Genomic DNA, 18,626 nt, shown 5'->3' with positions numbered 1-18,626 from the left:
CTAAAAAATCGACCCTGCCGGATGGTTAATCTGGTCAAGGTACAGACAAATAAAAAATCTATTATTCCATAATTCTTATTTAGTTTTAACTAATATTATACTGAGAACCTGTCGCTATATGGTCTGGTGCCGACGAACCGGCTGATCATTAAAGGATTCTGGTGTGGGTGGCCCGCCTACTCGACCGTAGCAAAAGGACGGTGTAGGGGTGCAAGTTCTGTTGCTGACTTAACTTTCAATTTCACACTCACCTGTCGTTCCCCTGCCCTTAGTGGCAATCATTACTCCGAATACCAACTGTTCCTCTATCAGACCATTTCAGAGCATCGAGAGCAAGGAATGACCTTTGATGCCATTGCTGAGTGGATGAATAAGGAAGGATACCTAACCGTGCGAGGCAAACGGTTCAGAGGTGCTCACGTCCATTCCATCTTGAAGAAGAGGTTAGCAAAGGAAGAGTTGCTTAACCGAGAGTATCCAAAAGTGTGGTCAGACTTCAGCATGGAAGTTGTAGATAAAACTATTTTGATGAGTGATTTTGGGTTTCACAGTGAAAAAAAGTGACACTAAGAACTGCCTCTAGAGGTCATGCCCATCTGACACAGAACTTTAGTATGTTTTTACAAAAACAAAGTAGAAACTCACAAACATTCTAAATCATCGCTCAGTATGCTCTGCACACACTGAATGAATAATTCATTCGACATGTGAGTCTAATTAAACTGCAGGAGCATAAGATGAAGTCAAAAAATGAGACAAATAACCCAACAAAAGAACCAGAGAGTCCAAGCAGAAGAAGTGCAATTATAACTGCTGGAGCAGGTGTGGTTGCCGCTGTTGGAGCAACTTCCCAAACTAGCGCTGCTGAAAGTGCAACCAATAAAAATGCCCTCAATATGGACGGTGCAACATCACTTATAACAGGCGGCGCACGAGGGATTGGTCTAGCGAGCGCAATTGCGCTCGCTAAGGAAGGTTCCAACATTGTTCTTTATGATGTCGCAGAAGACCTTCCTGGCGTCAATTATCCACTTGCAAGGGAAAGTGACTTATCCAAAGCGAGAGAAAAGATAGAATCGCATGGTGTCAAATGTTCGGTCTACAAAGGAGATGTGAGAGACCGAAATCGTATGTCACAAGTGGTTGGTGAGACAGTCGAGCAGTTTGGTTCGTTGGACCATGTTGTTGTTAATGCCGGCGTTACTCAAATAGGTATGATTGAATATTTCACTGATGAAGAGGTTCAGACTGTTATCGATATCAACGTTACAGGTGCGGTGAGGACGGTCCAATCAGTAGTGCCTATAATGCGTGAACAAAACTCAGGTGGAATAACGATTATTTCTTCTGTGTTGGGACGACAAGGTGAGGAATGGTTTCCGATATATTCCGCAACCAAATGGGCAGTTATTGGATTAGCAAAGAGCACTGCGCTAATCATGGGCAAACACAATGTTACCTGTAACGCTATTTGCCCAACGGTGGTGAAAACCGACCTTATGAACAATGACTACGTTTTAGGGGCAATGTCTCCCCAAAACCCTACATGGGATGGATTGGAAGATTTGATGACACAGTGGCGTAATCCACTTCCGATGGGCGCATATGAACCCGCTGATATTGGAGAAATAGTGAGATATTTTGCAAGTGAGCAAGGAAGAAAAATCACTGGTGAAGTTTTCGGTGTTACAGCAGGTTTGTTCGCACGAAATACTGCCTAACTAAACCCTGACCCTTAGAAAAAGGTTTTTCTGAGGGTCAAATCATTTCCAAACCGCATTTGTGTAACCTAGTTGCTCTCTAGTCCTGTCCTGCAAAGGACTTCTACCAAATTTTGCCTTATATTCTTTGCTCAAATGAGCAAGACTATTATATCCCACCTCGTATGCAAGATTGGAAACTGTCTCCCCACTGTTACGCAAACGTTCACGCACTTTCATTAACCGAAGGTCACTTTGCATTTTTTTGGGTGTGGTTTTTGTTATTTTCCTGAAGTGTGCATGGAATGAAGAGGTGCTCATTCCGACCAATTTGGTGAGTTCATCAATAGACAAATCTGAATGATAATTTGATTTAATATGAGTAACTGCCCGATGAATTTTGTTGGCGTGACTATCTGCAATAAGAAGTTCTCGCAACATTGATGCCCCTTCATCGATTAGCACACGAAAGTAAATTTCACGAAGAACACTGGTTGCTAAGATGTCCATCTCTTGTGGGCGTTGTAGAAGTCTCACATACCTTAAAACCGCATCTTCCAGTTCAGATGAAGTAGTCCCTACACTTATTGCGCTTTGGTTATGCCGCTCTTGCTCTCGAAATGACATTTCAAGGGCAATGTCACGCAACTTCTGAACGTCAATTGGAATTACGATAGCAAGATAAGGTCTATCAGTTTCCGAAACTTGAATTCGTGCTTTAACATTTATGTCGTGGGTTATGATTAAAGTCTGCCCAACGCCCGCCCTCACAACCTCACCTGAGGAAATGATTTCTTTTTCGCCTTGGATGATTATACAAATAACAGGTTCATAAGTTATAAACTCAAGGGATGTATTTCTGCTCTCTTTCGTCAACACTAACCAAGAATTTCCAATCGGAACTTTGGCGTTATATTCAATCGACTTTTTTGACAATTGACAAATAAAATCAACTAATTCATTCGTTCTATTCATATTAAGTCAGTCATCAGGTTCAGAGATTAATCCATCGTAAGAAAATTGATAGATGAAATAAAGTAAGACCGACTATTTTTGGACAAAATGACAAATCAATAGGATTATTTAACAAATTTCTGTAGAGGAATAATTCGAAAATTACTGGTTCTAACCGAACAAGTTAGGCAGGTTATCTTTTCTGACTCTTCCAAGTGCCACCGTATTGGTAGGTTTTCTCAAATCTTGATTTAACGTCCGTCAGGCACTTCCCACAAAGAAACACCCAATCCTTCAAATCATCGTATCGACACCTGTACAGGACTTGCTTTGCGTCATTACAGAGATAACAGTCCTTAGTTCTGACTCTCATTGCACCATCGTCTGACTTCATCTTTGTAGTCGGAGAAATACCTCGAAATTACGTTGATATCGAATGATGACAGGATGGATGTGTTTGGTTCTCTCTCTAAAAGAAACCTAAACGAGAACTCTAACAATTGTGTCTTCGTCACATTGCTGTCGGAAAGGTCACTAAGACTTTGGTCAGTGACTGTCACCGTGTGAGTAGTTATTGAGGTTTTTGCAACAGTCACCTCAAAGACATCATCACTTAATTTTTTGATTGAAACAGACATTTCATAAATTCACTTCGAAGATATTGGGCAATATCAGAAATACATACCCACAGAAACGCTCACCTTATCAGTCTGTAATGTATTTTTATACAATAAAACCAATGAATTATTCTACAGTCACGGACTTGGCCAGATTGCGTGGCTGGTCGACATCCGTGCCCTTTTCAAAGGCTGTCAGATAGGCAAGGATCTGCACCGGCACCGTCAACAGCAGCGGTGCCAGAAGCGGGTCGATGTTCGGCACCGTGACAACCTCGTCCGCAAAGTCACCTGCACCGGCGGCGCGTTCTTCGGTAACAAGAATGATCCGCGCACCGCGGGCCTTGGCCTCCTGAAGATTGCTTGCCGCCTTGTCCATGACCTCGTCAGCCGCCAGGAGCGCGATCACAGGCAATCCATCCTCGATCAACGCAATCGGTCCATGCTTCATTTCACCCGACGCAAAGCCTTCAGCGTGGATATAGCTGAGTTCCTTGAGCTTCAGCGCCCCTTCCATCGCTATGGGGAACAGAACATCACGCCCAAGATACAGGGCCGATTTTGCCTTGATCAGCGAATGTGCCAGCGGGCGGATATCATCAAACAGGCCAACCGCCTTGCCGATGATTGAGGGCAGCCCCTTGATATGGGTGTGGATTTCATCCCGCCGGCGGACATCGATCTGTCCCTTCGCCTCGGCCAGCGCCGTTGCAAAACAGATCAGCGCTGTCAGCTGTGCGGTGAACGCCTTGGTGCTGGCAACACCAATCTCCGGCCCGGCACGTGTTGGCATCACGAGGTTCGCCTCGCGGGCAATGGTGCTTTCGGGAACATTCACCAGTCCAATCGTTCGCAATCCGGCCCCACCGGCATGATGCATCGCCATCAGCGTGTCGAGGCTTTCCCCCGACTGGGAAATCGCTATGGCGGTGGTGAATGAACCGGTGACCGGCTTGCGGTACCTGTATTCGGATGCGATCTCGCAAGACACCGGAACACGTGCCAGACCTTCAATCCAGTACCGCGCCACCATCGCTGCATAATAGCTTGTGCCGGCCGCCAGCATGACAATGCCGTCAATGGCCTGCAACTCGTCACGCGACAGGGGCGTTGACAGCGTCCCGTCAGCCCCCGTCATTGCCGCCAGCGTATGCGCAATGGCGTCGGGCTGTTCATGGATTTCCTTTTCCATGAAATGCCGATAGCCACCCTTGTCAACAAGCCCCTGACTGGCCGCAACGATCACCACCTCGCGGTTGACAGGCACCGCCGCGGCGTCAAAGACCTGCGCGGAGTCGGGGGTGACAATGGCAAAATCCCTGTCTTTCAGATAGATAACACTGCGGGTGAGATGGGACAGGGCAACCGCATCGGACCCGATATAGCTGGCCCCGTCGCCAAGACCGATGGCCAGCGGTGATGCGTTCCTGGCAACAATCATCATGTCCGGATGATCGATATGCATGGCGGCAAGGGCGAATGTTCCCTCGATCCGGGACAGCACATCGGCCGCCGCCTCGCGCGCCGACAATCCCCGGTCAAACGCGGCGAGAAACAGATGCGCCAGCACCTCTGAGTCCGTCTCGCTGGCAAATTCATGACCTGCCTTGCAGAGATCCTCGCGCAGCGCTGCATGATTTTCGATGATGCCGTTATGGACAATGGCAACCTTGTTTCCGGCGATATGCGGGTGCGCATTGCGCTCGGACACACCGCCATGCGTCGCCCATCTGGTATGGCCAAGTCCCGAACGGCCGGCCAGCGGGGCTTCCTGCATTATGGCTGCCAGCGCGCTCAGCTTGCCAACCGATCGGTTCATCGCAAACCCGTCATCCAGCTGGGTCACGATTCCGGAGGAGTCATAGCCCCGATATTCCAGTCGTTTCAGCGAATCAAGAAGCGTGTCCGCGCAATCCTGAAGGCCGACAACTCCAACTATACCGCACATGAGCATGACTCCGCTTGATGGGATCCGAACGCCACCCGCCGCGCATCCGAACCTGATAGTCACTTGGCGCCCACAATAGCGGCAGACCAAGGCAGAAAAAAGCACCATTCACATTCTTTTTCCACAGCAGGGTAATCATCGTCGAAAACACGGTTCGGATTGATGAATGACGCCCATTACGGTTATATGGGCATATGGAATTTACAGCCATTATCCTTGCCGCCGGCAAGGGCACCAGAATGAAATCGTCGCTTCCAAAGCCTTTGCATCGTGTCGGGGGTCATCCGATGCTGGGATGGTCGATTGACGCTGCCCGTGCGGCCGGGGCCGCCCGGATTGTTGCGGTGCTTTCACCCGATTCGACCGAAATCCAGCAATGGTTGCAGGATACCGACATCGCCATCCAGACAGAGCAGCTTGGCACCGGAAGCGCGGTTGCAGCCGCGGACGGGCTTTTGCAGCGGGAGGCCGGCATTGCGGTGGTCATGTTCGCTGATACACCTCTTGTCAGGGCGGACAGTATCGCGGCGCTTGTCGGCAAGGTGGCGGACGGCGCGGCGATTGCCGTCGCAGCCTTCGAACCCGCCGATCCGACCGGCTATGGCAGGCTGGTGCAGAATAAGGACGGCAGCATCGACAGCATCGTCGAGCATCGTGACGCCACCGACGCGCAGCGACGCATCGGTCTGTGCAATGGCGGCATCATGGCAGTCAGAATGCCCCTTCTGTTCGACCTGCTCGATCAGGTGACCAATGACAATGCCAAGGGGGAATATTACCTGACCGACATCGTTGCGCTGGCATCCGCCGCCGGGCATCCGGTCGTGCATCTGTTTATTGATGAACTGGAAATTCTTGGGGTCAATGACCGTGTGGATCTGGCGGCGGCCGAAGCGGCGCTGCAATCACGTCTGAGGGTTGCTGCAATGCAGGCGGGCGTGACAATGGTCGCCCCGGACACGGTTTTCCTCGCTGCCGATGCCGTTATCGAACAGGATGTGATTATCGAGCCGCACGTTGTAATCGGCAGCAATTGTCATATTGGCGAAGGCAGCATCATCCGCGCCTTCTCGCATATCGAAGGTGCCAGACTTGGCGCCTGTTGTATCATCGGTCCCTATGCAAGATTGCGTCCGGGAACCGAGGCAGATGACGGTGTGAAGGTCGGCAATTTTGTCGAAACCAAGAATTCCCGACTTGGTGCCGGTGCAAAGGCCAACCATCTGACCTACCTTGGCGATGCCACGATCGGCGCCGGGGCCAATATCGGTGCCGGCACAATCACCTGTAACTATGATGGCTTTGGCAAGCATGAGACGCTGATCGGTGACGGTGCCTTCATCGGCTCGAACACCGCCCTTGTCGCGCCGGTCACAATCGGTGCCCGTGCCATCATCGGGGCCGGCAGCACCATCACCCGTGACGTCGGTGACGACAGTATTGCGGTTGAGCGGGCCCACACGTCCGAGCGCGAGGGTGCAGCGGCGAAATTCCGGCAAACCCGCCAGAGTAAAGACAAGACACCCAAGACAAAGCCGAGGAGCTGAGACCCCATGGAAGCAACCCGTCTCGCCGCGCAGCTTCTGTCGTTTCAGGGCCGCCCGATCATGGTTGTTGGCGACGTCATGCTCGACAGATTTGTCGATGGTGCGATCAACCGCATCTCTCCTGAAGCACCTGTCCCGATCCTTGAAAAAACCGAAGACAGTATCATGCCGGGCGGCGCCGCCAATGTGGCCATCAACCTTGCCGGGCTTGGCTGCGAGGTCAGGCTACTGTCGATCACAGGCAGCGATGCGGCGGGACTGACGCTGGCACAGCTCCTTGGATCAAATCTGGCCATCGACTTTCATCAGATCGTTGATCATGACCGGCCAACCACCACCAAGACCCGTTTTCGCGCCAACAAACAACAGGTGCTTCGTGTCGACGAAGAGGTGACCAGGCCGATTACAGACGGGATCGCCAGCCAGTTGATATCCAGCTTTGCGGAAAGCCTGCCCGGTGTGAGCCTCGTTGTTCTGTCCGATTACGCCAAGGGAGTTTTGCCGCCGGCGGTGATCGCGCAAATCACGGCGATGGCGCGACAGGCTGGCATTCCAGTTGTGATCGATCCCAAGCTTGCCGATTTTTCGGTCTATGCCGGGGCGGATCTTCTGACGCCGAACCTGTCCGAACTCAAAAGCGCCATCCCGGTCACGGGGAATGGGTTGGAAGATATCGCGGTGGCGGCAAGTCAGCTTGCCACATCACATGATCTCGGCGCGGTTCTTGTGACACTCAGCGCGCGCGGAATGTTGCTTGCAAACGCTGACGGCACCTGGGAACACGACCCCACAAGGGCGCGCGACGTCTTCGATGTATCAGGCGCGGGCGATACTGTCATCGCGATGATTGCCGCCGCAATGGCCGGTGGTGGGACATGGGCCGATGCGGTGAAGATCGCGAACATCGCGGCCGGCGTTGTCGTAGGCAAGGTTGGCACCGCCACCGCCAGCCCGGGTGAAATTATCGCGATGGCCGGGCCAGCCACGCCCGACCTTGATGTGTCGGAACTGGCAGCGCGCTGCGCCGACTGGCGCGCCGACGGTGAGCGGATCGGCTTTGCGAATGGGTGTTTCGACCTGCTTCATCCGGGCCATCTGCATCTGCTGACCGCCGCCAGCCAGTCCTGTGACAGGCTGATAGTCGGCCTGAACAGCGATGCCTCGGTCAAACGCCTGAAAGGTGAAGGCAGGCCCGCACAATCCGTTCTTCAGCGCGCCGCCATCATAACCAGCCTGCCGATGGTTGCGGGGGTGGCCGTGTTTGAAGAAGACACGCCGCTGAATCTCATCACAGCACTTCAGCCCGACATCATCTTCAAGGGCGGTGATTACCGACCTGAAGATGTTGTTGGCGGTGATGTGGCAAAGGCACGGGGTGGAGAGGTGATTATCATCCCCACCCTCGGCAGCCATTCAAGCACAGCTCTGATCACGGATTGACGACTGCCATCATGACTTTGCGTCGTCGGCGCTGCCGGCTTGTCCGTCTGCTTCAATGCTGTCATTGATCTGTCGTTCAAACTCGCGAAGTCGTTTGTAGACACTGGCAAGCTCGACGATTGTCGGCCAGCTGCGGAACAGATACTGCATCGAGCCTTCAACACGACCAAAGGCCCGGATAATCTGCTGCATCACGCCAAGCGTGATCATGCCCCCGATAATGGCTGGAGCCAGAAAGATATAGGCGACAAGGACATTCGTCTGGAGATAGGCAAGACGCCCCGTGTTGAAATAGATGTAGCGAAGATAGCTCTTGAAATGAATGCGGCGCACATCGTCAAACAGCTCTTCAAGCGACTTCGGACGCACAGACCCGTCATCCTCGGCAATCACAAGAAGCTTTCGATAGGCTGCTTCCTTTTTCTGAAGGTCATACTCGATCCCGACAAGGCGCAGGATCCAGGCAAGGATGATCATCAGCACGGTGCCGCCAACTGCCCAGATCAAGGCACCCGTCACCAGCCCATATTTCCAGTCACCAAACCACATGATGGTAATGCCAGCACCAAGACCAAGCAGGATCGGGAAAAACTCGATCAGGACCAGAACACTCTCGATAAGAGATGTCCCAAGCCCCTCGACAATCCGGGAAAACTTGATGGTATCTTCCTGAACACGCTGTGCGGCACCCTCAATCGAGCGTGCGCGGTCATAGACCTCGTGATACCATTCCACCATTGCCGTGCGCCAGCGGAACAGAAAATGGCTGGTCAGAAAGCTTGTCGCAAGTCCAAGCGTGATGGCCACAGCCGCCAGTTTCCCAAAACTGAGCAGACCGCCGATATATTCACTCATCGACACCGCGTTCGGCTCGCCAAGCGCCTTCTGGATCATGTCATAGAATTCACCGAACCATTCATTGATCTTGACGTCGATCTGTACCTGCACCCACAGCGACCCCAGAATGACAATTGATCCGAGATAGGCCCAGACGGCCCATTTCGCCGTGGTAAAGAATCTGAACATGACTTGGCACTCCGTTAACGTTCAGGCCGGGCGACCCGCCTGTTATAGGTGTAGTATCACAGGACAAAAGGAAGGGCGTGCGGCAAATCACCCTTCTTGCAGCCGGTCATTCCACATCCGGGCGGTCATGGACAACGGCGCTGGTGACAATGCCAAGACCAAGAAAGACCGTCAGCATCGCCGTGCCGCCATAGGAAATCAATGGCAGCGGCGCGCCGACGACCGGCAACAGACCGGTGACCATGGCAACATTGACGAAGACATAGAGAAACAGCATCACCCCCACGCCAACACAGGTCAGCTGGGCAAAGCGGCTTTTCACCCGCATGCTGATCGTCAGCACACCGCCAATCATCAAAAGATAGAGGCCAAGGATAGACATGTTGCCAACAAGGCCGAATTCTTCGCCGATCATCGTGAACACGAAATCTGTCTGCTTTTCCGGCAGATAGTTCAGCTGGCTCTGGCTTCCCATCAGAAAGCCCTTGCCGAACATGCCCCCTGAACCCAGGGCGATCTTCGACTGAGTGATCTGGTACCCGGCTCCAAGCTGATCCGCACCGGGATTGAGGAAGGTCATCACCCGCGCCTTTTGATAGTCGTGCAGCTGCGACCACAGAACGGGAACCGCGGATACCCCCAGAACAATTGACGCCAGCAGATAGCGCCACGGAAGCCCGGCAACAAACAATATCGCCACCGACCCCAGCGCCAGTGCCAGCGCGGTGCCAAGATCGGGCTGTTCGACAATCAGCATGAAAGGCACACCAGTCATCACAAGCGGTGGCAGATAGGTCAGCACCGAGCGCATGCGTTCAAGCGGCTGGCTGTCGAAATAGCGTGCCAGCGCCAGCAGAACCGCAATCTTTGTCGGCTCGGAAGGCTGGAAGGTAAAGCCGCCAAAGGTGATCCAGCGCGCCACCCCCCCATCACCGCCAACCGCCAGCAAAGCAACAAGCATCACGATCGACGCCATATAGATCGGATAGGCCCAGATCCGGAGCAGCCTGAAATTGATAAAGGCGAGAATCAGAACCATGCTTGCGCCAATCGCCCCGCGAATGGCATGGCGGCCAGCCCAGGGTGCCCACGAACCCTCGGACGCGGAATACAGGGCCATCGCCCCTATCACCACCAGCACCCCTGCCACAAAAAGGAGGTGCCAGGGAATGCGCAGGATGGTTTGCAGAATGCCAACGGTTTCCGACTTCATCAGACCTCTCCGTTGACTTCCATCACGCGCTGCAGTGCGGCACGGGCAATTGGTGCCGCCATCGACGAGCCGCTGCCGCCATGTTCGACCACCACGGCAACGGCATAGCGGGGGTTGCGAACCGGCGCATAGCCGACAAACAGCGCATGATCACGCTCTTTCCAGGGGCGTTCGATATTCTTGGTGATTCCGGCTTCGCGCTGTTCCTTGGTGATCCGCTTGACCTGAACGGTACCTGTCTTGCCACACATCCCGCCCTGATTTGATGACAGATTGTGGCTCCGGGCGGTGCCCAGACTTCCATGCATCACCTCGAACATGCCTTCCCGAACAATGCGAAGCGCACTTTCCGAGATGCCCAGCTCTGGAAATTCAACATCACCCTCAATTTTCCTGAGCGATGGGCTGATCGCCCTGGCACCGTTGGCAAGCCGCGCGGTCATAACCGCAAGTTGAAGCGGCGTGACCAGCACATAACCCTGACCGATGCCGGCAACCACCGTTTCACCCGGGGTCCAGACAACGCCATGCGTGGCAAGTTTCCATTCATGGTTCGGGATGATCCCCGGCTTTTCACCAGGAATGTCGATGCCCGTGACGTCACCAAGGCCCAGCTTGTTGGCCATTGCCTTGATCCGCTGAATTCCGGTCTTCAGGGCGATTTCGTAGAAAAACACGTCGCAGGACCGTTCCAGCGCCCGCACCACATTGACCGACCCATGACCGTTCTCGAACCAGCAATGGAAGGTCGCATTGCCAAGCTCCATGCGTCCATTACAGAAATGGCGGGTGCTTTCATTGATGATGCCAGCCTCGAGGGCTGCCAGCGCCACAATCATCTTGAATGTCGAACCCGGCGCATACATGCCGGCTGTTACCCTGTTCAGCAGCGGATTGCGCGGATGGGCGTTCAGCCGCCGCCAGTCACGAGTCAGCAATCGGTCGGTGAACATGTTCGGGTCATAGGTTGGCGCCGACACCATCGCCAGTATCTCGCCGCTGTGGACATCCATCACGATTGCCGCACCCGACTCCGGGGGCGTGATCTTGCCGATGGGATCACGAAGCAGCATGTTCTCGCCAGAGGCAAGGTGAAGCTTGAGGTCGCTGTCTGACGCAATGGCCTGCTGGACCGACGGGCTTGCCATATCCACCTGTTCGGACTGGCCACGGCGCAGGACATTCGTCACATGCTGCTGCAAACCGATATCAAGCGCCAGCTGCACATCGGTGCCGGATTGTGGATCAAAGTCACGGAAGACGCGAATTGCCTGACCACGGGCATTGACCTCGACACGTTCATTGCCGGGCTGTCCCCGCAATTCAGGCTCCAGCGCAAATTCAACCCCGATCTTGCCGGTCGCCAGATTGGGAAGATCGCCGAGTGACCTGTTCTCCTCGACTTCGCGGCTTGTAATGGGAGATACATATCCCGTCACATGGCCGGTCAGCGCACCCTGCGGATAGATCCGGCGAAGCGTCTTTTCAAATGTCACGCCGGGAAGATAGGCTGATCGCACGGCAAGACGCGCCAACTCCCGCTGGGTCAGGCTTTCACGGACCAGGATCGGCCGGAAGGACGGGCCTTTGCGGGCCGCCTCCTTGACCCTCGTCACATCATCCTCACCAAGCTCGACAAGCTGGCCAAGCTGGGCTAGCGACCGGTCGAGATCATCGGCATAGAGCGGTGTGATATGCAGAAGATATGACTCGGCATTGCCAGCCAGAAGCCGGTTCTTGCGATCAATCAGCCTGCCACGACGCGGGGGCACAATCCGCAAATCAAACTGGTTACGGTCCGAGAGCCGCTTGTAGCGGTTATTCTGCGCCACCTGAAGCTGGTACAACCGACCGGACAGAAAACTTGTGACCAGCACCATGCCGCTGCCAAGAAGCAGCGTGCGCCGCCCCATTGTGCGGCGGCCCTCCTTCTGTTTGGCCTTCCTACTCATCGTGTCGGCCTGCTCATAGTGTCGGCCTGCTCATGTTGACAGCCTGATCTTGTTCAAAGCGAAATAGAGGCTGCTCAGTATAACATAGCCAATCGGGAACAGGATCATGGTCACGCCGATCTGGAAGATGACCGGGGTCAGCGACGGAATGGACAGGTTCAGGGCGCTGAAGATTACCAGCTGGAACAGCACCACACCAAAGACCGTTAACGCAAATTCTCCCCAAATATCGCGAAATTCGCCCTGGAGAAGCTTTTGTCGACGCCAGTTCATGGCAAAGAGGACCACGATATAGGCAGTCGCCCGACCACCCAGAAGGTCGGAAAACAGAATGTCGCTGGTCAGCCCGATCAGAAAACCGGTCACAAGCAGGACATATTTCTCGTGATGAAGGGCGATCCAGTAGAGGAATATCAGCGACAGCATCGGCGTCGCGCCGTAAAAGACCGGCCACAGCGCCAGCCCCCCTTCGGCCATCGCCAGCACCATGCCGAAAATCACAACAAGGAACTGGAAAGGCCAGTCGGATTCAAGCTCGGCTTTCTGGAAAAAACGACCGCGACGGATCATTGCCGCTCTCCCGCCGCGTTCATCCCTTCAAACAGGCGCTCTCCGGCTGCCTCGGGAAGCGGCGTGTAATAATCTTCAAGATCGAGATCAGCCCGGTCCACACCCTCGGTGCCCCCGACAAGGATCGACACATAGCTCAGATGCCGAAGATCGACCGCCGGTCGCACCAGAACATTGCCATCCTGCACGATATCGACACGCCCAACCGGAACACCAGCCGGCAACACGCCGCCATGGCCCGATGTCAGGACAAGTTCGCCAACCTTTGGTGCCGCCTCGTCGGGCAGGAACCGCAGGGACAGATAGGTACCATTGTTGCCTACCGTGACTCCAGGCCATGAGGAGGAGGACAGGATTACCGGAATCTGCGCGTTGATGTCACTGACCATCAATACACGCGCATAGGTGTCACCAACGTCGACAACAAGACCGACAAGACCGTCCGCCGTCACAACCGGATTGCCGACTTCGATGCCGTCTTCACTGCCATTTGCGACAAGCACGGTATGGGCAAAAGCCCCCCCCGGTGCGGTGACGGCGCGCGCCGTCAGCGGCTGGCGCCGTTCAGGCGACACGGCGCCGGCAACACTTCGCAGCTGCCGGTTTTCGCTTTCAAGGATCTCGGCCCGCCGGCGCCACCGCTTGAGCATCGAATTTTCAGCCTGAAGGCGGACATTCTCGGCCCGCAGCGACGCCACTGTGCGGATCCCCTGCGCCATCGTCTCGATTCCACGAATGGGCGCGGATACCAGATCGACAAAGGGTGCCATGAAGTCACTGGCCCCCATGCGGGCGTGACGCAGGGCGCTGAAATCAGCCTTGCCAAGAAACATCAGTGAAAAGCTGAATACGACAAGAAGCGTGTGCGCAATGCGGCGCTGCCTGATCTTTGCCTTCTCAGACGCGCGCATTGTACAAGCTGCTCCCTATGCGCCGATGAGGACGTTCCGAAGCGTCTTCAGTTCCTCAAGGCACCGGCCGGTTCCAAGAGCCACGCAAGACAGCGGATCCTCGGCAATCGAAATCGGAAGACCCGTCGCATCGCGAAGGACACCGTCCACGTCACGAAGAAGCGCGCCGCCGCCGGTCATCACAATACCCTTTTCAACGATATCGGCCGCAAGTTCGGGCGGCGCCTGTTCAAGCGCCATTTTCACGCCGTCAACAATCTGGCGAACGGGATCGGAAATCGCCTCGGCAACCTGTGCCTCGGTGATGGTGATTTCCTTGGGCACGCCATTGACCAGATCACGACCCCGCACCTCGATCTTGATACCTGTGCTTTTCTCGGGTTTGCGCGCCACACCGATGCTCTTCTTGATCCGCTCGGCACTCGCCTCGCCGATCAGCAGGTTATGGGTGCGCCGCATATAGGCGATAATCGCCTCGTCGATCTTGTCACCACCGACGCGCACCGAATGCGCGAAAACGATATTGCCAAGCGACAGAATGGCCACCTCGGTGGTGCCACCACCAATATCGACAACCATCGAGCCGGACGGCTCGGTCACCGGCAGGTTGGCACCGATGGCCGCGGCCATAGGCTCTTCGATCAGGAACACGCGCCGCGCGCCAGCCGCCTCGGCGGACTCCTGGATGGCCCGGCGTTCGACCGCGGTGGATCCCGACGGCACGCAGATAATCACCTGCGGGCTGGTGAAATTCAGTCGTCCGTTTACCTTGCGGATGAAGTGCTTGATCATTTCCTCGGCGACTTCAAAGTCGGCGATCACCCCGTCGGCCATCGGACGAATGGCGCGAATGTTGCCGGGGGTCTTGCCAAGCATCACCTTGGCTTCCTCGCCAACCGCCAGCACCTGGGTGCGGCCCCGCACTTCTGCCATCGCGACAACCGACGGCTCGTCAAGAACGATGCCCTTGCCCTTCACATACACAAGGGTGTTGGCAGTCCCGAGGTCAATACCGATGTCAGCGGTAAAAATATCGAGTATCGATCTAAACATTCAAACTCCCCCGCGTTGTCAAGGACAACCCTGTAAACGAGAAATGGCCGGCAACGGAAACCGCAGCATTCGCGGTTCCTGTCACCAAAGCCATTTTGTAGCTGATAAAAAAGGCGAAATCTAGTTCTTCGCCTTATCGACCAGACGGTTCTCACCAATCCATGGCATCATGCCGCGGAGTTCCTCGCCAACCTTCTCGATCGGATGCTCGGCATTGCGCCGACGTGTCGCCTTGAAGTTGGTCTGGTGAACCCTGTTTTCCAGCATCCAGTCACGGGTGAAACGGCCCGACTGGATGTCGTCAAGAACACGCTTCATCTCGGCTTTTGTTTCAGCGGTGATGATCCGTGGGCCAGTGACATACTCGCCATATTCGGCTGTGTTCGAGATCGAGTAATTCATGTTCGCGATGCCGCCTTCATAAATCAGGTCGACGATCAGCTTGACCTCGTGAAGACACTCGAAATATGCCATTTCCGGTGCATAACCGGCCTCGACAAGGGTTTCGTACCCTGCCTTGATCAGCTCGACCAGACCGCCACACAATACCGCCTGCTCACCGAACAGGTCCGTCTCGCATTCTTCCTTGAACGTTGTCTCGATGATGCCGGAACGGCCCCCACCGACAGCCGAAGCATAGGACAGGCCGACATCATGGGCGTTGCCCGAAGCGTCCTGATGAATGGCCAGCAGACAAGGCACGCCGCCGCCGCGGACATATTCGGAACGGACTGTGTGCCCCGGACCCTTTGGCGCGACCATCAGACAGTCAATATCGGCGCGTGGCTCGATCAGGTTGAAATGCACGTTCAGACCATGTGCAAACGCAATGGCAGCGCCAGGCCGGATATTGTCGGCGATCTCGTCGCGATAGATATCAGCCTGCAGCTCGTCCGGGGTCAACATCATCAGCATGTCGCCCCATGCCGCAGCTTCGGCCACATCCATGACCTTGAAACCGGCGGCCTCGGCCTTGGCACGGCTTGTCGAGTCCGGACGCAACGCAACGGCCACATCGGCGCAGCCACTGTCCTTCAGGTTGGCGGCATGGGCGTGACCCTGGCTGCCATAACCGACGATGACGACTTTCTTTTTCTTGATCAGGCCGACATCGGCGTCACGATCGTAATAGACTCGCATGAACTTGGTTCTCCTTCATGAAAATGGCCGGCAGCTGTTCAGGCACCGGCCCCAACGCGTTTGGCGGATAGCCACTGAATGACCGCCACCGGATCTTTACCCGGCCCGGCGCCGCGGCGCCAGCCCGTGTTACTTTGCCTCCAGATCAATCCTGTTGCCGCGCGAAATGGCGGAAACACCGGTACGCGCCACCTCGACATCGCCAAGCGAGCGCATCAAATCGACAAAGGCGTCGACCTTGGAGGAATTCCCCGTGACTTCAAATACAAAACTATTCAGCGTGCTGTCCAGTGTCCTTGCACGGAAGGTGTCGGCAATTCTGAGTGATTCGATACGATCATCACCAAGATTGATGATTTTCACCAGCGCCAGCTCGCGTTCGATCGCCACATCATTCTCGGTAAGATCGCGAACCGAGTGAATGGGAACCAGCCGTGCCAGCTGGGCCTTGATCTGCTCAATGACCATCGGTGTTCCCGATGTCACCACCGAGATCCGTGACAGCGCGTTATGGCCATCCGTCTCGGCCACGGTCAGGCTTTCGATGTTGTAGCCCCGGCCCGAGAACAGGCCAATCACCCGCGCCAGGACGCCGGGCTCGTTGTCAACCAGAACGGAAATGATGTGCCGTTCGATAATGGGAGTGTCAGACATGTTATATTCCTTGCCAGATCTGGCGAGACTGAAGGGGACGTGGCCTGGCGCTACACCAGAACCATGCCTTCTTCGGATACCGGCTTTTGTGCCTGGTCATCGGGGCCAAGCAGCATATCGTTATGCGCGGCACCGGACGGGATCATCGGGAAGCAGTTTTCTTCCTTCGCCACGCGAATATCGGCGATCACAGGGCCCGGTGTCTCCAGCATTTCGGTGATGACCTGGTCCAGATCGTCAGCCTGCTGTGCCACCAGCCCCTTCATGTTGAAAGTGTCCGCCAGCTTGACGAAATCCGGCAGCGAGGCACTGTAGGATTCAGAATACCGACCGCCATGGATCAGCTCCTGCCATTGGCGTACCATGCCCATCCATTCATTGTTGATGATGAACATCTTCACCGGCAGGTTATATTGCGCCAGCGTCGACAGTTCCTGCATGTTCATCATGAAGGACGCCTCGCCGGCGATATCGATTACCGTCGATTGCGGATGGGCGACCTGCACGCCAAGCGCCGCCGGAAGACCATATCCCATGGTGCCCAATCCACCCGATGTCATCCATCGGTTGGGAAGATGAAAATCGAAATATTGCGCCGCCCACATCTGATGCTGGCCCACCTCGGTGGTGATATAGACATCATGGGCAGCCGTCATTTCACACAGACGCTTGATGGCGTATTGCGGCTTGATGATCTTGCCGGTCTGGTTGAACTTCAGACAGTCGCGCTTGCGCCAGGTTTCAATCTGCGCCCACCATTTCTCGAGCGACGGCTTGTGCGGCTTGAATTTGCGCGTCTTCATCTCGGCAATCAGCGCCTCGAGAATCCGCGTCGCATCGCCAATCACGGACAGATCGACCCGAACATTCTTGTTGACCGATGACGGGTCGATATCACAGTGGATCTTTGTAGAGTTCGGCGAAAAGCCGCTCAACACCCCGGTTACACGATCATCGAAGCGCGCCCCGAGATTGAGCATGGTATCACAGCCATGCATCGCCAGATTGGCCTCATAGGTGCCGTGCATCCCAAGCATGCCAAGGAAATGCCTGTCATCGGCCGACAGCGCGCCAAGACCCATCAGGGTCAGCGTCGTTGGCCAGCCTGTCATATGCACAAGTTCGGTCAGCAATTCCGAGGCGCGCGGGCCGGAATTGATCAGCCCACCGCCACCATAGATGATCGGGCGCTCGGCGCGCATCAGAACATCGACAGCGGCGCTGATTGCCGCCGCATCGGGTTCGGTCTGCGGATTGTAGCGGGCCTGTGCCGATACCCTGTTGGGCTCCATGCGATAGGCGACATTCGCCATCAACACGTCCTTTGGCAGGTCGATCAGCACCGGACCGGGACGACCCGATGATGCCACATGGAACGCTTCGATGACCGTCTTCTGAAGTGTTTCAACATCCTTCACAAGGTAGTTGTGCTTGGTACAGGCACGGGTGATGCCGGTCGTATCGGCTTCCTGAAACGCATCATTACCGATCAGATGCGTTGGCACCTGTCCTGTCAAACAGACAACCGGCACCGAATCCATCAGCGCATCGGTCAGGCCGGTCACAGCATTGGTCGCGCCCGGCCCGGACGTGACGAGAACAACACCGGTCTTGCCGGTCGAACGCGCATAGCCTTCAGCGGCATGTACAGCTGCCTGTTCGTGCCGGACCAGGATGTGTTTGATCTTGTTGTTCTTGAACAGCGCGTCATAGATCGGCAGCACGGCACCTCCGGGATAGCCGAACACAACCTCGACACCCTCGTCCTCAAGCGCCTTGAGAAGCACCTCGGCACCCGGCATCATCGCCGTGGTGTCCGCGTCGTCCCTTGTTTCACCTGCCGCCGGTGCGGATTTTGGCATTGTCCTGTCCTCTGCACAGCCCACCTGCCGGGCCTTACC

The 18,626-nt window shown here is 55.2% G+C and carries 15 protein-coding genes; 4 read left to right on the top strand and 11 right to left on the bottom strand.

All coding sequences use genetic code 11. The features are described from left to right. Positions 1 to 126 precede the first annotated feature (126 nt). Positions 127 to 564: a recombinase family protein gene (locus AB3X55_00975; GenBank protein MEX0502150.1), complete on the top strand. Its 438-nt coding sequence runs from the start codon at positions 127 to 129 to the stop codon at positions 562 to 564. Between the two features lie 173 nt (positions 565 to 737). Continuing rightward, complete coding sequence (locus AB3X55_00970; protein MEX0502149.1) at positions 738 to 1,721, top strand: SDR family NAD(P)-dependent oxidoreductase; 984 nt, start codon at positions 738 to 740, stop codon at positions 1,719 to 1,721. A gap of 42 nt (positions 1,722 to 1,763) precedes the next feature. Here the strand turns inward: AB3X55_00970 and AB3X55_00965 are convergent, their stop codons facing one another. Next, entirely contained in the window at positions 1,764 to 2,675 is a 912-nt protein-coding gene (locus tag AB3X55_00965; protein ID MEX0502148.1) for an AraC family transcriptional regulator N-terminal domain-containing protein, read from the bottom strand. A 723-nt stretch (positions 2,676 to 3,398) separates the two neighbouring features. After that, positions 3,399 to 5,219 carry a glutamine--fructose-6-phosphate transaminase (isomerizing) gene (glmS, locus tag AB3X55_00960; protein MEX0502147.1) on the bottom strand — a complete coding sequence of 607 codons (1,821 nt, stop codon included), beginning with the start codon at positions 5,217 to 5,219 and terminating at the stop codon, positions 3,399 to 3,401. A 194-nt stretch (positions 5,220 to 5,413) separates the two neighbouring features. Between glmS and glmU the strand changes: the two genes are divergently transcribed. Together glmU and rfaE1 are read left to right on the top strand one after the other, a co-directional pair. Continuing rightward, on the top strand, positions 5,414 to 6,766 hold the full coding sequence (gene glmU / locus AB3X55_00955; protein ID MEX0502146.1) for a bifunctional UDP-N-acetylglucosamine diphosphorylase/glucosamine-1-phosphate N-acetyltransferase GlmU: 1,353 nt from the start codon (positions 5,414 to 5,416) through the stop codon (positions 6,764 to 6,766). Between the two features lie 6 nt (positions 6,767 to 6,772). Beyond that, on the top strand, positions 6,773 to 8,206 hold the full coding sequence (gene rfaE1 / locus AB3X55_00950) for a D-glycero-beta-D-manno-heptose-7-phosphate kinase (GenBank protein ID MEX0502145.1): 1,434 nt from the start codon (positions 6,773 to 6,775) through the stop codon (positions 8,204 to 8,206). A 9-nt stretch (positions 8,207 to 8,215) separates the two neighbouring features. Here rfaE1 and AB3X55_00945 read toward each other — a convergent pair whose 3' ends face one another. From AB3X55_00945 to AB3X55_00905, 9 genes are all read right to left on the bottom strand, one after another. Next, positions 8,216 to 9,232 (bottom strand): putative transporter, encoded by a 1,017-nt coding sequence (locus AB3X55_00945; GenBank protein MEX0502144.1) that lies wholly within the window; start codon positions 9,230 to 9,232, stop codon positions 8,216 to 8,218. A gap of 106 nt (positions 9,233 to 9,338) precedes the next feature. Further along, positions 9,339 to 10,445 (bottom strand): rod shape-determining protein RodA, encoded by a 1,107-nt coding sequence (gene rodA, locus AB3X55_00940; GenBank protein ID MEX0502143.1) that lies wholly within the window; start codon positions 10,443 to 10,445, stop codon positions 9,339 to 9,341. Beyond that, positions 10,445 to 12,397: a penicillin-binding protein 2 gene (gene mrdA, locus AB3X55_00935; protein MEX0502142.1), complete on the bottom strand. Its 1,953-nt coding sequence runs from the start codon at positions 12,395 to 12,397 to the stop codon at positions 10,445 to 10,447. Before mrdA ends, rodA begins: the two co-directional genes overlap by 1 nt. 30 nt (positions 12,398 to 12,427) lie before the next feature. Further along, positions 12,428 to 12,967: a rod shape-determining protein MreD gene (gene mreD, locus AB3X55_00930; protein MEX0502141.1), complete on the bottom strand. Its 540-nt coding sequence runs from the start codon at positions 12,965 to 12,967 to the stop codon at positions 12,428 to 12,430. Continuing rightward, a complete protein-coding gene (gene mreC / locus AB3X55_00925; GenBank protein MEX0502140.1) occupies positions 12,964 to 13,878 on the bottom strand; it encodes a rod shape-determining protein MreC in 915 nt (304 codons plus the stop codon). Before mreC ends, mreD begins: the two co-directional genes overlap by 4 nt. A 15-nt stretch (positions 13,879 to 13,893) precedes the next feature. After that, complete coding sequence (locus AB3X55_00920) at positions 13,894 to 14,931, bottom strand: rod shape-determining protein (protein ID MEX0502139.1); 1,038 nt, start codon at positions 14,929 to 14,931, stop codon at positions 13,894 to 13,896. A 120-nt stretch (positions 14,932 to 15,051) separates the two neighbouring features. Next, complete coding sequence (gene ilvC / locus AB3X55_00915; GenBank protein MEX0502138.1) at positions 15,052 to 16,071, bottom strand: ketol-acid reductoisomerase; 1,020 nt, start codon at positions 16,069 to 16,071, stop codon at positions 15,052 to 15,054. A 129-nt stretch (positions 16,072 to 16,200) separates the two neighbouring features. Continuing rightward, complete coding sequence (gene ilvN / locus AB3X55_00910; GenBank protein ID MEX0502137.1) at positions 16,201 to 16,725, bottom strand: acetolactate synthase small subunit; 525 nt, start codon at positions 16,723 to 16,725, stop codon at positions 16,201 to 16,203. Positions 16,726 to 16,775: 50 nt separating this feature from the next. Then, complete coding sequence (locus AB3X55_00905; protein ID MEX0502136.1) at positions 16,776 to 18,587, bottom strand: acetolactate synthase 3 large subunit; 1,812 nt, start codon at positions 18,585 to 18,587, stop codon at positions 16,776 to 16,778. Positions 18,588 to 18,626: the final 39 nt, after the last annotated feature.

Source organism: Alphaproteobacteria bacterium LSUCC0719 (assembly GCA_040839025.1).
In the GTDB taxonomy this organism is placed as follows: domain Bacteria; phylum Pseudomonadota; class Alphaproteobacteria; order Puniceispirillales; family Puniceispirillaceae; genus UBA8309.
This window is presented reverse-complemented; position numbering and strand designations above follow the sequence as displayed.

Bases quoted from the DNA above. Each gene is read 5' to 3' on its own strand.
- glmS (MEX0502147.1), bottom strand. From the start codon at position 5,219: ATGTGCGGTATAGTTGGAGTTGTCGGCCTTCAGGATTGCGCGGACACG.
- AB3X55_00965 (MEX0502148.1), bottom strand. From the start codon at position 2,675: ATGAATAGAACGAATGAATTAGTTGATTTTATTTGTCAATTGTCAAAA.
- mreC (MEX0502140.1), bottom strand. From the start codon at position 13,878: ATGCGCGCGTCTGAGAAGGCAAAGATCAGGCAGCGCCGCATTGCGCAC.
- mrdA (MEX0502142.1), bottom strand. From the start codon at position 12,397: ATGAGTAGGAAGGCCAAACAGAAGGAGGGCCGCCGCACAATGGGGCGG.
- AB3X55_00905 (MEX0502136.1), bottom strand. From the start codon at position 18,587: ATGCCAAAATCCGCACCGGCGGCAGGTGAAACAAGGGACGACGCGGAC.
- AB3X55_00970 (MEX0502149.1), top strand. From the start codon at position 738: ATGAAGTCAAAAAATGAGACAAATAACCCAACAAAAGAACCAGAGAGT.
- rodA (MEX0502143.1), bottom strand. From the start codon at position 10,445: ATGAAGTCGGAAACCGTTGGCATTCTGCAAACCATCCTGCGCATTCCC.
- ilvC (MEX0502138.1), bottom strand. From the start codon at position 16,071: ATGCGAGTCTATTACGATCGTGACGCCGATGTCGGCCTGATCAAGAAA.
- AB3X55_00945 (MEX0502144.1), bottom strand. From the start codon at position 9,232: ATGTTCAGATTCTTTACCACGGCGAAATGGGCCGTCTGGGCCTATCTC.
- mreD (MEX0502141.1), bottom strand. From the start codon at position 12,967: ATGATCCGTCGCGGTCGTTTTTTCCAGAAAGCCGAGCTTGAATCCGAC.
- rfaE1 (MEX0502145.1), top strand. From the start codon at position 6,773: ATGGAAGCAACCCGTCTCGCCGCGCAGCTTCTGTCGTTTCAGGGCCGC.
- AB3X55_00920 (MEX0502139.1), bottom strand. From the start codon at position 14,931: ATGTTTAGATCGATACTCGATATTTTTACCGCTGACATCGGTATTGAC.
- ilvN (MEX0502137.1), bottom strand. From the start codon at position 16,725: ATGTCTGACACTCCCATTATCGAACGGCACATCATTTCCGTTCTGGTT.
- glmU (MEX0502146.1), top strand. From the start codon at position 5,414: ATGGAATTTACAGCCATTATCCTTGCCGCCGGCAAGGGCACCAGAATG.